General features: G+C 62.4%; 15 protein-coding genes. 8 read left to right on the top strand and 7 right to left on the bottom strand.

Annotated features, from left to right (window positions below):
• Nucleotides 1-96 precede the first annotated feature (96 nt).
• Nucleotides 97-732, top strand: a complete 636-nt coding sequence (locus RAK1035_RS12820) for a helix-turn-helix domain-containing protein (protein WP_008282000.1) — start codon at nt 97-99, stop codon at nt 730-732.
• Between the two features lie 27 nt (nt 733-759).
• Nucleotides 760-1,797 (top strand): Ldh family oxidoreductase, encoded by a 1,038-nt coding sequence (locus RAK1035_RS12815; protein WP_008281999.1) that lies wholly within the window; start codon nt 760-762, stop codon nt 1,795-1,797.
• 32 nt (nt 1,798-1,829) lie between these two features.
• On the opposite strand, the gene RAK1035_RS12810 is transcribed toward RAK1035_RS12815, so the two are convergent.
• Nucleotides 1,830-2,861 (bottom strand): trans-3-hydroxy-L-proline dehydratase, encoded by a 1,032-nt coding sequence (locus RAK1035_RS12810; RefSeq protein ID WP_008281998.1) that lies wholly within the window; start codon nt 2,859-2,861, stop codon nt 1,830-1,832.
• Between the two features lie 391 nt (nt 2,862-3,252).
• Between RAK1035_RS12810 and RAK1035_RS12800 the strand changes: the two genes are divergently transcribed.
• The 3 genes from RAK1035_RS12800 to RAK1035_RS12790 are packed head-to-tail and all read left to right on the top strand — an operon-like array spanning nt 3,253 to nt 6,163.
• A complete protein-coding gene (locus RAK1035_RS12800; protein ID WP_008281996.1) occupies nt 3,253-4,284 on the top strand; it encodes an efflux RND transporter periplasmic adaptor subunit in 1,032 nt (343 codons plus the stop codon).
• The gene (locus tag RAK1035_RS12795; protein ID WP_008281995.1) at nt 4,284-5,489 is read left to right on the top strand and encodes an ABC transporter permease; all 1,206 of its coding nucleotides are present in this window, start codon (nt 4,284-4,286) and stop codon (nt 5,487-5,489) included. Before RAK1035_RS12800 ends, RAK1035_RS12795 begins: the two co-directional genes overlap by 1 nt.
• Nucleotides 5,486-6,163, top strand: coding sequence for an ABC transporter ATP-binding protein (locus RAK1035_RS12790; protein ID WP_008281994.1), 678 nt, complete (start codon nt 5,486-5,488; stop codon nt 6,161-6,163). Before RAK1035_RS12795 ends, RAK1035_RS12790 begins: the two co-directional genes overlap by 4 nt.
• 31 nt (nt 6,164-6,194) lie before the next feature.
• Here the strand turns inward: RAK1035_RS12790 and RAK1035_RS12785 are convergent, their stop codons facing one another.
• Genes RAK1035_RS12785 through RAK1035_RS12775 form a run of 3 tightly spaced genes read right to left on the bottom strand, consistent with a single transcriptional unit; the run spans nt 6,195 to nt 8,304 of the window.
• Nucleotides 6,195-7,055 (bottom strand): 3-keto-5-aminohexanoate cleavage protein, encoded by an 861-nt coding sequence (locus RAK1035_RS12785; RefSeq protein ID WP_008281993.1) that lies wholly within the window; start codon nt 7,053-7,055, stop codon nt 6,195-6,197.
• Between the two features lie 14 nt (nt 7,056-7,069).
• Complete coding sequence (locus RAK1035_RS12780; RefSeq protein WP_008281992.1) at nt 7,070-7,927, bottom strand: alpha/beta fold hydrolase; 858 nt, start codon at nt 7,925-7,927, stop codon at nt 7,070-7,072.
• Nucleotides 7,924-8,304: a hypothetical protein gene (locus RAK1035_RS12775; protein WP_232279224.1), complete on the bottom strand. Its 381-nt coding sequence runs from the start codon at nt 8,302-8,304 to the stop codon at nt 7,924-7,926. The genes RAK1035_RS12780 and RAK1035_RS12775 overlap by 4 nt, the downstream gene beginning before the upstream one ends.
• Nucleotides 8,305-8,496: 192 nt before the next feature.
• On the opposite strand from RAK1035_RS12775, the gene RAK1035_RS12770 reads away from it, so the two are divergent.
• Together RAK1035_RS12770 and RAK1035_RS12765 are read left to right on the top strand one after the other, a co-directional pair.
• Nucleotides 8,497-9,372 (top strand): dioxygenase family protein, encoded by an 876-nt coding sequence (locus RAK1035_RS12770; RefSeq protein ID WP_008281990.1) that lies wholly within the window; start codon nt 8,497-8,499, stop codon nt 9,370-9,372.
• Between the two features lie 97 nt (nt 9,373-9,469).
• Nucleotides 9,470-10,360, top strand: coding sequence for a LysR family transcriptional regulator (locus RAK1035_RS12765; RefSeq protein WP_008281989.1), 891 nt, complete (start codon nt 9,470-9,472; stop codon nt 10,358-10,360).
• A gap of 156 nt (nt 10,361-10,516) precedes the next feature.
• Here the strand turns inward: RAK1035_RS12765 and RAK1035_RS12760 are convergent, their stop codons facing one another.
• From RAK1035_RS12760 to RAK1035_RS12750, 3 genes are all read right to left on the bottom strand, one after another.
• Nucleotides 10,517-10,783 (bottom strand): glycine zipper 2TM domain-containing protein, encoded by a 267-nt coding sequence (locus RAK1035_RS12760; protein WP_008281988.1) that lies wholly within the window; start codon nt 10,781-10,783, stop codon nt 10,517-10,519.
• A 103-nt stretch (nt 10,784-10,886) separates the two neighbouring features.
• Nucleotides 10,887-11,792: a DMT family transporter gene (locus RAK1035_RS12755; RefSeq protein ID WP_008281987.1), complete on the bottom strand. Its 906-nt coding sequence runs from the start codon at nt 11,790-11,792 to the stop codon at nt 10,887-10,889.
• Nucleotides 11,789-12,817, bottom strand: coding sequence for a DMT family transporter (locus tag RAK1035_RS12750; protein WP_008281986.1), 1,029 nt, complete (start codon nt 12,815-12,817; stop codon nt 11,789-11,791). The genes RAK1035_RS12755 and RAK1035_RS12750 overlap by 4 nt, the downstream gene beginning before the upstream one ends.
• A 325-nt stretch (nt 12,818-13,142) precedes the next feature.
• Here RAK1035_RS12750 and RAK1035_RS12745 point away from each other — a divergent pair, with 325 nt between their 5' ends.
• Nucleotides 13,143-14,453: a helix-turn-helix domain-containing protein gene (locus RAK1035_RS12745; protein WP_008281985.1), complete on the top strand. Its 1,311-nt coding sequence runs from the start codon at nt 13,143-13,145 to the stop codon at nt 14,451-14,453.
• Nucleotides 14,454-14,494 lie beyond the last annotated feature (41 nt).

The following is a 14,494-nucleotide window of genomic DNA, read 5'->3' as shown; positions in this document are numbered from 1 at the left end:
GATATTCCGTCTCCCCCTGCAATATCAGGATTGCTACTGTTGTGCCCAACACAAATATATGCTTAAACAATCATGACTGGTAAGAAAAGAAAAATTATGGCCGAAACAGAAAAAACCTCCGTCGAGAGTGCCGCGGATGATTGGGACGTAGAGCGCCATCAACTGCGCGCGGATTTGGGCGCACGCATGAAAGCTGTGCGGCAGGCCTGCGGCTACACGCTCGAAGTGGCGGCGCAGCGCACAGGTCTGGCGCTTTCGACCATCCACAAAATCGAGAACGGGCGCGTTTCACCCAGCTATGAGAACCTCATCAAGATCGCCCGCGCCTATGATATTGGCATGGAGCGGCTCTTTTCCGCCGATCATGACGCGACACAGACCACGCGCATGACCGTGACGCGCGCAGGCCAAGGGCGCAAGGTACGCGCCAAGAATTTCGAATACGAGGTGCTGTGCAACGCGCTGGCCGAAAAAAAGATCATCCCGCTGGTGACACTGGTCGAGAAACGCGCCCCCCTCACGCGCGACGAGTTGGAATCGCATGACGGCGAAGAGACGCTCTACGTTCTTTCGGGTCGCGTTGAATTGACGGTCGAGCATTACGAGCCGGTGATCATGGAGCCCGGCGATTGCGCCTATTTCGACAGCACCATCAAACACGGGCTGCGCGCGATTGATGATACCGAAACCAAGGTGTTCTGGGCCTGCACCTATACCGACGTGGACAAATAGCCCCCAATCCTGAAGGAGACCGCCCGCATGGCCGAGCCGACCGTGATTTCCGTTGATAGCCTTTTGGCGCGCGTGACGTCGATTTTCGAGTCCTGCGGCGTGCGCCCTCAGAGCGCAGCATCCGTGGCGCGGGTCATCGTTGCGGGTGAGCGGGATCATTGCAAGTCGCATGGCATCTACCGGATCGAAGGCTGCTTGCGGGTGATCGCAGCGGGCAAGGTGGTGCCGGATGCTGTGCCGGTGCTGCAGGATACAGGCCGCGCGGTGATCGAGGTGGACGCGGGCGGCGGGTTTTCCAATCCGGCCTTTGACGCGGCTGTCGATGCCTTGGCCGCGCGAGCGCGCGAGACCGGGCTGGCGGCTCTGGTGATCCGTGATTGCCTGCATTTCTCGGCGCTCTGGCACGATGTCGAGGCTTTGGCCGCGCGGGGCCTTGCGTCGCTCTCGATGTGCCCCAGCTATTCCTCGGTCGCGCCCACGGGCGGCAAAGAGCCGCTCTTGGGTACCAACCCGATTGCCTTTGGCTGGCCGCGTCCCGGCCCGCATCCTTATGTGTTCGATTTTGCCACAAGCGTCGCCGCGCGGGGCGAGATCGAATTGCACCGCCGCGCAGGCACGCCCATCCCCGAAGGCTGGGCGATGGACAAGGACGGCCACCCCACCACCGATCCCGAGGCGGCACTGGCGGGTGCGATGCTGCCCTTTGGCGGGCACAAGGGATCGGCGATTTCGACAATGGTCGAATTGCTGGCCGGTGCCATGCTGGGTGAATTCATGAGCAAGGAAGCGCTAGAGTTTTCCGGCGGCACCAGCCTCTTGCCGCGTCATGGCGCATTGGTCGTAGCGCTCGATCCGGCGACCTTTGCCGCACGCAGTGGGCGCGATCCGATTGCCGAAGGCGAGCGCCTGTTGAGCGCCATCAGTGGCCAGGGCGCGCGCCTGCCCTCTGAACGGCGCTTTGCGGCGCGGGCAAACGCCCTGAGCGGCGGCATTGCCCTGAGCGATGCAGAACTGGCGCAACTGGCGCGGTTCGAATCCGAAGGGCTGGCTGCGGTCACAGTCTGAGTGCAGGGGCGCTATGCGCACGCCCCTGCCCCTTAGCTGATCCGTGGCCATGTATCCGAAAGCCGATAGCCGCCCGGCCACGGATCGCTGGGGTCCAGCATATGCTGTGCCGTGCCGGTGATCCACGCCCGCCCACTAATCTCGGGGCGAATGGCCTCTTGCCCGCCAACCTGCACCCGACCCAGAATCCGCCCGTGAAATTCTGACCCGATGATCGACACGCCGGTAAAGCGGTCGTCTTCGCCCATCTCACCGCGCGCCGCGAGGATCGCCATGCGCGCCGAGACCGCCGTGCCGGTCGGCGACCGGTCCAGCTTGCCGGGCTGAATGGCGACCACCGATTGCGCGCGCAGGGTGCTCCCCTCGCGCGTGATCGGCCCGGCAAATAGGCAGAACGAATGATGCGCCCAATCTGGCTTTTCGGGATGCTCGAACCGGAACTGGGCATTGGCCGCATTGGTAATGCGGATGCCAAGCTCTGCAATCCGGCGCGCGTTATCCTCGACCAGATCGACGCCAAGCGCCACGGGATCGACCACCACGAAACTATCCCCGCCAAAGGCCGTATCCACAGTAATCTGCCCGACACCCGGCACATCAAGCGGCACGCCCAGACGGCTGGCAAAGGAGGGCAAGTTCTCGACAAAGATGCGCTCGGCCTTGCCGTTGGCGCAGTCTGCACGCACCCGCACAAGCCCACCCGGCGCCTCAAGCACCATATGCGTCACCGGCTCTTGCATCGGGATGATGCCGCTGTCTAGCAGCACGGTCGACACGCAGATCGAGTTTGATCCCGACATCGGTGGTGTATCCTCGGGCTCCATGATGATCCAGGCGGCCTGTGCCTCTGGATGCTTGGGCGGCACCAGCAGATTGACATGCCGGAACACGCCGCCACGCGGCTCGTTCAGCATGAAATTGCGCAGGGTCTGATCCTCGGCGATCCATTTGCGCTGATCCCAGATCGTATCGCCGGGGGGCGGGGTTACGCCGCCCACGATGACATCGCCCACCTCGCCCTCGGCATGACAGGAAACGACATGGATGATCTTGGTGCTGCGCATGGTCCGGCTCAATCTTTCTGGCTACCTAGGCTTTGATCCGCCGGGGCAGCATGCCTGTGTCAAAGCGTCGGGTCACCGCCGCTCTGCGTCGGTTATGCCCGGGGTGCCTGCATGGGTCAATGGAGGCGCGCGGGCAGTCTACCCGCCCCTGATCCACGTCAAGGCAGTTGCGATTTGCCCGCCTATGCTAGAGGAACAGGAGGCGGCGCAAAATCCGCCGCCCCCGGCATATGTGCCCTGAGCAAAGGAACCCCGTTTGGCCCCGGCTGACCAGAAACCTGCCCGACACAACGCGCCTGCGACCGCGCAGAAAGACCCTGCATCTCCTTCGCCGTTGCCAGTGCCGCGCCGGGACGCTCCTGTTCGGAAATCCGGGCGGCGGTGGATATGGGTGGCAGCGGCGCTTGTCGGCATGGCCATTGCTGGGCTCATCACCGCTCAGGCGTGGATGGCCCGCCCGCCAACCGTCTTGGTCGAGACGGCAGCGCTGGCCCCTGTCACCCGCGTCTTGGCTGTGAATGGCCGGATCGCGGCTGTCAATTCGGTTGAGGTGACGTCAACGGTCACCGGCACGCTTGTGGCGTTGCCTGTGATCGAGGGCGACCGTGTCGAGGCAGGTCAGATCTTGGCCCAAGTTGATGCCGAGGCGCAGAGCGCCAGCGTGCGACAGGCACAAGCCGCCCTAGACGCCGCGCGCGACGCACTCCGCGAAGCGCAGGCTGAATTTGATCGCGCCACGTCGCTCACCACCACAATCGCCCGCTCTGTGCGCGACACCTATGGCTACAGGCTCGAGGCCGCGACCCAAGAGGTCGCCCGTCTTGGTGCGGCGCTCGATCAGGCGCGCGTTCTGTTGGCCAATCACACAATCCGCGCGCCTGTCGCAGGCAGTGTTGTAATGCTCGATGTCGAGCAGGGCCAACTTGTCAGCCCCGCCACGCCCATCCTGACGCTTGCCGACCTCAGCGCGCTTTTGGTCGAGGCCGATGTGGACGAGGCCTATGCCACCCAAATCGCCGTAGCGCAGCCCGCCCTTCTGCAATTGGCGGGCGAAACGCAGACCCGCGCGGGACAGGTCAGCTATGTCTCAAAGCGGGTCGATATCGCAACCGGCGGGCTGGCGGTCGAGTTGTCCTTTGACACGCCCGTCCTTGCGCCGGTGGGCCTGACCGTGGCGACCAATATCATCGTGGATCAGCGCGACGCAGCCCTGACCGTGCCCCGCACCGCATTGGTTTCTGACGCAGGCGCACCGGGCGTTTTCGTCATTCGCGACGGCACGGCGAGGTTTCAGCCGATTTCAGTGGTCGAGTGGCCCGCCGCTCGGCTGATCGTGACGGCGGGGCTGGCCCAAGGCGATACTTTCATCACCGAGGCCACCGGCATCGCGGATGGTCAGGCCGTCACAGCGGGGCCGCCCTGATGCTCTATGCGCTCAAGATCGCCGCACGCTATCTGACCGCCAGCAAGGCGCAGACCGCGCTTTTGGTGCTTGGGGTGGCGGTGGGTGTCTTTATCTTCATTTTCATGTCCGCCCTTATCGGGGGGCTGGCGCAATTCATCCTGTCGCGCACCGTGGGTGATATCGCCCATGTCACAATCGAGGCGGAACCGGATGATCCCACGCTTTTGTTCACGCCCGAAGGCCATGTGCTTATGGTCGCAGAACGGGGCCGCACGCGCACCGCCTCTTTGGCCGAGGCCGCAACGTGGCTGCCGCTGATTGAGGCGGTGCCGGGGGTCAAGGCGGTCTCGCCACAGATCACCGGGGCGGGGTTTCTGACGCGCGGGGCACAAGTGGAGCAGGTCAGCGTGACCGGGATTGAGCCAGGGCGCGAATCCGCGATCCTCGATCTGGACGGGTATATGGTTGAGGGGCGCGCAAGGCTGGGCGCAGGTCTGATCGTGGTGGGGCGAGAGCTTGCCGATGATCTCGACCTGTCGCTCAATCAGCCGCTGCGCCTGCAAAGCTCTGAGGGGGTGACGGCCCTGCTGACCCTCTCGGGTATCTTTGAGACGGGCAACGGGGCCTTGGACGGGGCGCGCGCCTTTGTCAGCCTGTCGACTGCACGCACGCTCTTTGCCATGCCACAGGGCGTGAGCCAGATCGAAATCAAGCTTTTGGACCTCAACGCCGCAGATGCCACGGCGCTGCGCATTCGCACCCTGACCGGGCTCGATGCCGTGCCCTGGACCGATGGGGCCGAACAGTTGATGGAGGCGCTGAGCGCACAGGCGCAGACCGGCTATTTCCTCAAGACATTCGCGCTTATCACCATTGTGATCGGCGTGGCCTCGGCGCTGCTGCTCTCGACCTACCGTCGCCGCCCGGAAATCGGGATCATGCGCGCGATGGGCGCGGGGCGCGGATTTGTCGTGGTGGTTTTCGTGACCCAAGGCGCGCTCATTGGGCTGATGGGCGGGATGATGGGCGCGGGGCTTGGGTATCTGGCGCTCCTGCCCTTCCCGCCGCGCGACGCGTTCAAGGCGGGCACTCTGCCGATGGACATCACCCAAGGCTCGTATGGGCTGGCCATTACCCTCACAGTGATCGGGGCTGTCCTCGCCTCGATCCTGCCTGCGCGCGCGGCGGCGCGGGTCGATCCTGTCACGGCGATTGGCCAATGAGCGCGCTTCTGGAGGTGCGCGATCTGGTCAAGACCTTCGGTACCGGAGAGGCCGCAACGCGGGTCTTGCGCGGGCTTTCGCTGCGGCTTGAGACAGGTGAAATGGCGGCTTTGCTGGGGCCATCCGGATCGGGCAAGAGCACGCTTTTGACCATTCTTGGCACTTTGATGAAACCCACCTCGGGCCGCCACGTCATGCTGGGCGAAGACCTGATCGCCGCCGATGACCGGGCCCTGACAGAGTTTCGCAATGCCCATATCGGATTTGTCTTTCAGTTCCACAATCTCTTACCGGATTTTACCGCGCTGGAGAATGTGATCTTTCCCACCGCCGTGCGCGAGGGCCGGGAAACCGCCGCTGCGCGGGCGCGGGGCCGTGATCTTTTGGCGCGGATGGGTCTGGCGGAACGGATCAATTTTCCCGCCACCAGCCTGTCGGGCGGGCAAAAACAGCGCGTCGCCGTGGCGCGGGCGCTGATGAACAGCCCCGAACTCGTGCTGGCGGACGAACCGACTGGCAATCTCGACCGTGTGTCAGCCATGCAGGTGATGGAGTTGATCACCCAGATCAACCAAGAGGAAGGCACCACCTTTCTGATTTCGACCCATGACGACAAGATCGCATCGCTCTGTCGTCGGAAGATCGTGGTCGGGGATGGGCAGGTGACGGGCTGACCGCCAAAGGACCAGCCCACTCACCATAGAATCACGCCGCTTTGCCATCCTTGAGGCCATGTTGCGCACGCAGGCCCAGCATCTGCCGCGCCTCGCGCCAGGTGGCCACAGGGCGGGCGTGGCGCTCGCAGAACTCGACCACCCGCCGCACCAAAGCGGCATTCGAGGGCGCGAGGGTATCCCGATCCAGCCGCACGTTATCCTCAAGCCCGGTGCGCGCATGCCCGCCTGCCGCAACGGCCCAGTCATTCAACGTGACCTGATGCCGCCCGATCCCCGCCGCGCACCAGGGCGCATCCGGGCCAAACAGGCGTTTGACCGTGTGGATGTAATAGTCGAAAACATCGCGGTCGACCGGCATCGCATTCTTGACGCCCATCACGAACTGCACATAGGGCGTGCCAAGAAGTTGGCCTTGATCGGACATGTCCTTGGCCTTGAGGATATGGCTTAGGTCAAACGCCTCGATCTCGGGCTTGACCTCATACTGGCGCATTTCCTCCGCCAGCCAGTTGACCAGATCGGGCGGGTTCTCATAGACCCGTGTGGGAAAGTTGTTGGACCCGACCGAGAGCGAGGCCATGTCAGGGCGCAAGGACAGCATCGCGCCGCGCGTCTGACCCGCACCAGAGCGCCCGCCGGTGGAAAATTGAATGATCATACCGGGGCAATGGGTCTCGATCCCCTCTTTGAGGCGCGCGAATTTCTCAGGGTCGGACGAGGGCGAGCCATCGTCATTGCGCACATGGGCATGCACGATTGTGGCCCCGGCCTCAAACGCCTCATGGGTCGATTCGACCTGTTCGGTCACAGTGATCGGCACCGCCGGATTGTCGGATTTCTGCGGCAAGCTTCCCGTGATTGCCACGCAGATGATGCAGGGATTGGTCATGTCGGAAACTCCTCTCAGGCCGCTTGCGCGGCCACGCGCGGCATCCGCGCAAGGGCATCAAGAAAAAACGGGCGAAACCCCTGCGGATGCTCGCTCATCGGGAAATGGCCCAGCTCATCCATCACCGAAACCGTCGCGCCGGGAATGGCCGCCGCCGTGCGTTTCGCATCCTCGGGCGTGCAGGTCAGATCATAGGCCCCGACCAGCAGATGCACCGGAGTTTTGCCAGTGTCGATCTGCGCCAATCGCCCGATCAAACTGTCATCGCGCGTGTAAAAGCTCAGATCCCCCCGAAACACGCCCGGCCCCGACTGCATGAACATCCAGAGCGTGTTCCAGCGTTCGGCATTTGGAGCATAGGGCGAGATATTGGCCGACACGAGCGCCGCGCCCATCTCGCCGCCATGGGCATCGGGACGGTGGAACCAGTCGATATCATACCATGCGGGCTGAAAATCCGATGCCTCGATGGCGATAAATCCGCTGAAATACTCCGGGTGCTGCGCCGCCAGTTGCAGCGCGATCCGCCCCCCCATGGAACAGCCCGCCAGAATGGGGCGCTCCAGCCCCAATCCGGCCACTACCGCCAACACCGTCTCGATATAGTCTTCGGTCGTAAGCAGGTATTCTTCGGTCTCGAACCCCTCTGGCGGCAGGGATTTACCATGCCACGGCATGTCAAAGGCGATCAGGCGATGGTCCGCTGTCACCTTGGCATCGTTCATCAGATGACGCCATTGCCGCGTATCGGCCCCGGCGGTGTGCAGGCACAGAACAGGCCGCCCCTGCCCCGCCTCTTCGAAATAAATGCGGCGCGGCGCGCCCGCGATCTCGACCGTGATGTAACGTCCAGTGATGGGCTCGATGCTCATGCGGCAGCCTCCTTTTTGCACCGCGCAAGCGCCATGACTTCTTTGAAAAACCGCAGGTTCTTGACCAGGCTCAGAATGTCGCCGTCGATCCGCCCACGCCCGATTTTGGCCAGCCCAAAGATATCGTGAAATCCGGGCGCGGGGCGCGCCTGCCAGAACTGCTCCAGTGCGTCAGCATCAGTGCGCAACGCAAAGCGCCACGGCGTTTTGCGGCTTGGCCCGGCTACAACCGACACGATCCGGCCCTTGTCAAAGGTCAGATAAATTTCGTCGCCCTCAATCTCGATCAGCACCGTCTCGGAAAAGAGCCGCCCAAGGCGCAAGAGATGGGGCTGGTCCTCTAGCCGTGTCGCAATCTCGCGAAATCTGTCGATCACCTCTGCCTCCCTCATAATGCTAGGTCTGTGCTAGAGGTGGCATTTAAGGGGGCGATTGATCTATGCCGGACCGGGTATCACGCGATACCGCCTGCGGCATTGGTTTGACACCCGCCTTGATCGACAACGAGGACCACAGGGTGCGCCCCGGCCTGCCCCACGCCATATGAAACCCCGTTTGGAGGAGAACCCATGGGAATCGTAAATCTGGAGAACATCACCGATGTGGTGATCGCAAGCCTCGGCAAGCACGGTGAGATCACTGAGCGTCAGCGCGACATCATGACCGCGCTCATTCGCCACCTGCACGCCTTTTGCAAGGATGTGAACCTGCAACACGGCGAATTCCTTGAGGGCTGCGAATATCTCAAGCGCGCAGGCCAGACCTGCGACGAGAACCGGCAGGAATTCATCCTTTTGGGCGATATTCTCGGCGTCGAAGTGCTGGTGGACATGCTGTCCAACCCGATTGACGGCCCCGAGAGCGAGTCGACCGTGCTGGGGCCGTTTTACCGCGAGAATCCGCCCGTGCTGCCCAAGGGGGCATCGACCATCCAGAAACATTACGACACCGAGGAAACCGCCTATTTCGAGGGCTATATCCGCGACGCAGCAGGCAACGGCATTGCCGGTGTCACGCTTGATGTCTGGGAAGATGCGCCCAATGGCATCTACGAAAACCTCGATCCCGATCAACCGGAATACAACCTGCGCGGACGGTTCGAGACCGATGAGAATGGTCACTACGCCTTTGTCGCTGTGCGCCCCGTGCCCTATCCGATCCCCGATACGGAAACGGCGGGCGAATTGCTGCGCTACATGGGCCATCATCCCTACCGCCCCGGACATATGCATTTCATCATCTCGAAAGACGGATATCGTCAGTTGATCAGCCAAATCTATGACGGTGACAGCAAATGGCTGGATGATGACAGCGTGTTCGCAGTCAAGGACAGCCTGATCGGCAAGTTCAAACCGGCCCCCAAAGAGCTTGGCACAGACCTGCATTTCGAATTCGACTTTGTGCTCAAGGCAGACGCTGCGGCGCAGGCCGTGGCCGCCGAATAACCCACCCTCCCTGCCTGGAACTTCAAGGCCCCCGTCACGCGGGGGCTTTTTTTATGCCCGCAACAGGCTAGGCTAGTTTTTGGGGCTGGAGGGTGCCATGAATTTCAAGCAACTAACCTATTTCATAGCGGTGGCAGAAGAGTTGCACTTTGGCCGCGCCGCGGAACGGCTCGACATGGCGCAGCCGCCGCTTAGTCGCCAGATCAAACAGATCGAAGAAGAGTTGGGCGCGATCCTGTTCAACCGGGGTCGCAGTGCCATCAGCCTGACACAGGCCGGTGAGCGCTTGCTCGAACGTGGGCGATCGATACTTGCACAGCTCGAGGATACCAAACTTGAAGTGCGCCGATTAGGTCAAGGGGCAGAGGGGCGGCTGCGTGTCGGGTTTGTTGGATCGGCCACCTTTGGCATCCTGCCAACCATCATCAAATCCTTTCGCGCCAATTACCTCGAGGTCAATCTGAGCCTTAACCCGATGAACAACGCGCAGCTGCATCGCGCGCTTGTCTCGCGCGAGCTTGACGTGGCCTTTGCCCGGCCAGCGCTGCGCGATCCGGAATTCGTTACCAAGGAATTGATGGAGGAAAAGCTGATCTTGGCCCTGCCCGATACGGTCGACACCGGCGGTCGCACCGTGGCCAAGCTGGAGCGGCTTGAGACGCATAATCTTGTGCTCTACCCCGAACACCCCCGGCCCAGCTATGCCGACTTTGTGCTCAAGGCGATTGAGGGCGCGGGATTCACCGCCCCTCTGCGCCTGTGGTGCATGGATTTGCAAACAGCCCTCAGCCTTGTGGCGATTGGCGAGGGCGTGTGCATCGTGCCGGAATCGGTCTCGACCGCGCCGCGCAAGGGCATGAAGTTTCTGCGCATTGAGCCAGAGATTGCCCGCACCAGCCTATCAGTCAATCACCGCCTCGACGAACAGGGCGTGCATGTGCACAACTTTGTCAAAATCGCTCAGCGCGTGGCCCGCAAGCAGTTTTAAGGCGTGTTGCGCTCGACCGAAACCGCACATGCCCCGGGCTTGGCCCGGGACCTCGCCGAGGGGGCGTGGGGGCCCCGGCTCGGGGGCCGGGGCGATGTGACCCCGGTCAGGCGCCACAATCTCTACGCGGGGGCAGAACGCCCGCCGCCTCGGTTGTTAACACGGCACCGTGCGATAGGTGCCGTCGCCGTTGGAATAGGCGCATTGATTGCGCGCGGTGTTGCGCGCCACCAACGTGCCCGCCGCCGCCCCAGCAAGCGCCGAGACGACAGTCCAGCCGGAATCGGCATCAAAGGCCGAGGCGAGCAAGGCACCACCAGCGGCACCCGCGGCACCGCCGACCAGTTCGCGGTCACTGACGCCCTCCATGCAGCCTGCCAAGGCAAAGCTGGTGACGCTGGCAAGAATGAGACTGCGGTTCATGTTCTTTCCCTTTCCGTTCTTGGTTCAAACACATTGTCCAAGATAACGCAGGGGGATGGGTTTTGTTCCATCGGACGAACCCGTATCGGCAGCAGATTGCCGATCAGAGCATGGGTGGCGGCGGCCTGCGCCGCGCCCCGGACAAGGCATTACCTGCGATCGCCCCCAAAAGGATCGTTCCACCGATCAAAGTGTTGGTTGTCGCCGTCTCGCCCAGTATCAGCCAGACCCAGACCGGCCCCAGCACCACCTCGGCCAGCGACAAAAGCGTGAGTTCGGCGGCAGGCACTGTGCGCGAGCCAATCGTGTAAAGGATCAGCCCCAGCCCCACCTGAAACACCCCCATACCCAGTGAAAGCGCCGTATCCGCACTGGATATCCGCAGCGATAACCCCAGCCAGAAACAAATCGCCGCCATGAGCGCCATGCCGAAAAGCCCCGAGAGAAAGATCGCCGGCATCATCTCGGTTGCCTTGCCCCATCGCAGGGTGATGGTGAAGGTCGCAAACCCTACTGCCGATCCGATGGCGGCCAGATTTCCCACAAGCGCCGCTCCCCCGAACTTGTCCCAAACCATGACCGCAATGCCACAGGCCGCCACCACGATAGCCACCCAAGTTTGCGGGCGCACATATTCGCGCAGGACCACCCGCCCGAGGATCGCAGCCAAAAGCGGCGAGCAGGCAAAGAGCATCATCGCATTGGCGACAGAGGTGGTCTGAATGGCAAAGATTGCGCCGGTATAGGCCGCCACCAGCGACAGCCCACCAATCACCCCCGGCCAGCCCATCTGTAGTGCAAGACGCAGTGCATCTTGCCCGGTGCGCAATCGGATCACCACATAGAGCAGCAGGGTCATCGACGCGGAGCGGTAAAACAGAATCTGCCAGACCTGTGCTTCGTCGATCAAGCGAATGCCCAAGCCAACGGTAGACCAGACCAGCCCTGCAAGAAAAACAAGGACATAGCCACGCATATCGCGTTCAGGTTGGATCGTGACAGTGGTCATCGGCTGGTTTCTTCCTCGGGAATTTGCGGCGGCAGAGGGCTGCCGGGGGCAAAGATCGCCTCGGCCGTGACCGGCGTGGCATCACTATGACGCGAGGCTCGTAGTTCGCGCCATCCAAGGTACAGACCAGAGGCGGTGATGATCACCATGCCTGCCAACGTATTCAGCGCGGGCACTTCATCCCAGAGCACATAGGCCAGCAGGGCGGCAAAGGGCAGATAGGTATAGTCAAACGGTGCGACGAGGCTGGCATTCGCCACCTGATAGGCGCGCGAGACAAGCGTGTAGGCCGCCATCCCGATGGCCCCCAACAGCGCAAGACGCGGCAGATCGTCCAACGCCTGCGGCGGCATCTCCCAGCGCAGATGATAGGTCGCCGGGGTGATCTCGATCACCTGATTGACCAGCCAGCCCATGGGCAGGATCAAGAGCCCCGCAAAGGTCAGGGTATAAAGCCCCACTGTAAGCGTGCTTTCCCGGTCACCGATCTGGCGGGCGATGATCTGAGAAATTGCATAGGTCACGGCGCACAGAAGCGGCAGGATCGCAACAAGGGAAAAGTTCTCGCCCGTTGGATTCATCGCGATGAGCACACCCACAAACCCCGCCACCAAGGCGACCCCGCGATGCCAGCCGATGGTTTCGCGCAGGAACACCGCCGCGAATAGCGCGGTGATAAGCGGCGCAGAGAAAAAGATCGTGCTGACCTCGGCCAGGCCCATGAACGGGAAAGCCGCATAGAACATCGAAAATCCCGAGGCAAAAAGGAACGCACGGATCAGATGCAATGGCCAAAGAGGCGTCAGCAGGCGATGCGGCTTGCCCAACCATAGAATGAGCGGTGTCATCACGAGAAGTGTCACGATGGAGCGCACGAAAATCAGCAGCCATACCGGATAGATCGTCAGCAGCGTTTTCATCATGGCGTCCTGCCCGACAAAGAGCAGCATGGCGATCTCGACGCAGAGTATCCCTTGCAGCGCGCGCGACGGCGCGGGGGCGGGCTGAGCCGAAAGCGTGGCCATGGGGTTCCAATTCTAGGCTGTTGGCACGAGGCCACTTTTCTGCAGGCTGAGAGGATCGGAACCGACTGTCGCGTCAATTTGCGACGTGAATGCGTAAAAACAGAGCAACCCGTTGCCAGAGCCGACACGGCGGATGAGGCGACACCACAGCGGTTTCAGCGGGATGTCTTGCAGGAAAGACCGCCTGCAGATAAACGCGAAACAATCTTGCGCAAAGCAAATATCTTATGGAATAAACGGCCTGTAAACTTATAGACAAATGCCGTGCGCCTATTGTAAAAAAATTCTCGCACCATCCCTTCTTCCCCGAAAAAGGACAGGCCAGATGCCGGACCGGCTCATGATCGGCACCAGAATCCGCGAGCGGCGGGTTCTGAACGGCATGCGGCAATCCGATCTGGCGCAGAGGGCCGGGATTTCGCCGTCTTATCTCAACCTGATCGAACACAATCACCGCCGGATCGGGGGCAAGACTCTGCTCAAGCTGGCAGAGGCGCTCAAGGTTGAACCGTCACAACTGACCCAAGGCGCTGAGGCCACGCTGATTTCCGGGCTGCGCGAAGCGGCGGGCAAGCCCCGTAACGATGGGCCAGAACTGGACCGAACCGAGGAATTCGCCGGGCGCTATCCCGGTTGGGCCAGCCTCTTGAGCGATCTGCATCGGCGCACGCAGACGCTGGAACGCACCATCGAGACCCTGACCGACCGGCTGGCGCATGATCCTTTTCTTGCGGATTCCCTGCACGAGGTGATTTCGGCCGTGACGGCCATTCGCGCCACGTCCTCGATCCTCGTGGAAACCGAGGCGATTGAGCCGGAATGGCAGGCGCGATTTCACCGCAACATCAACGAAGACAGCGCCCGCCTGACCGAAGGCGCGCAAGCGCTGGTGCGGTATCTCGAGGCGGCCCCCAATACCGAGGCGGAATTGACCTCGCCGCAGGACGAGATGCACGCCTATCTTGCAGCGCGCGGCTATCACCTGCCCGAACTGGAACGCGAAATGGCGGGGCCGCGGGATGTGGCGCGTTTGATCGACGCCGCCGCATCCGAGGGCATGTCGAGCCCGGCCCAAAACCTGACACGCGAGGCGCTCTTGCGGTATATGGAGGATGCCGCAGCGCTTCCGCTTCGGGCGTTTCTGGCACGGGTCGCCACGCTCGGGCTGCGCCCCGACCGGTTGGCCGAGGCAACGGGCGCAGATATGGCGCGGGTGTTCCGGCGTCTGGCCAGCCTGCCGGAAACCGACGTCGGCGAAGTCGGGCTGGTGATTTGCGATGCCTCTGGCACGCTCACCTTCCGCAAGCCGATTGCCGGGTTTGCCACACCGCGTATGGCCGGTGCCTGCGCGCTCTGGCCGCTGTATCAGGTGCTGAGCCAACCACAGGTGCCTCTGCGCCTGCGCCTGCGACAGGCCGGACGCGGAGCCGAAGTGATCGAGGCCTTTGCCGTAGCCGCGCAGACCGGGCCCGCCGGTTTCGACCGCCCGCCCCTGATGCAGGCGTTGATGCTGATGCTGCCAGACCCCGGCGAGACAGGCGGCGCGGTGCGCCCGATTGGGGTGAGTTGCCGCATATGTCCACTGGCCGATTGCGCCGCAAGACGCGAGCCGTCGATTGTCGCCGAAGGGATGTGACAGAATGGGCGCAGAGAAAATCAGACGCACGGCAGTGACCG

Origin of the sequence: Roseovarius sp. AK1035 (assembly GCF_003288315.1) — a bacterium.
In the GTDB taxonomy this organism is placed as follows: domain Bacteria; phylum Pseudomonadota; class Alphaproteobacteria; order Rhodobacterales; family Rhodobacteraceae; genus Roseovarius; species Roseovarius mucosus_A.
Note: the sequence above shows the minus strand (reverse complement) of the source record. Positions and strands in the feature narration are given on the sequence as shown.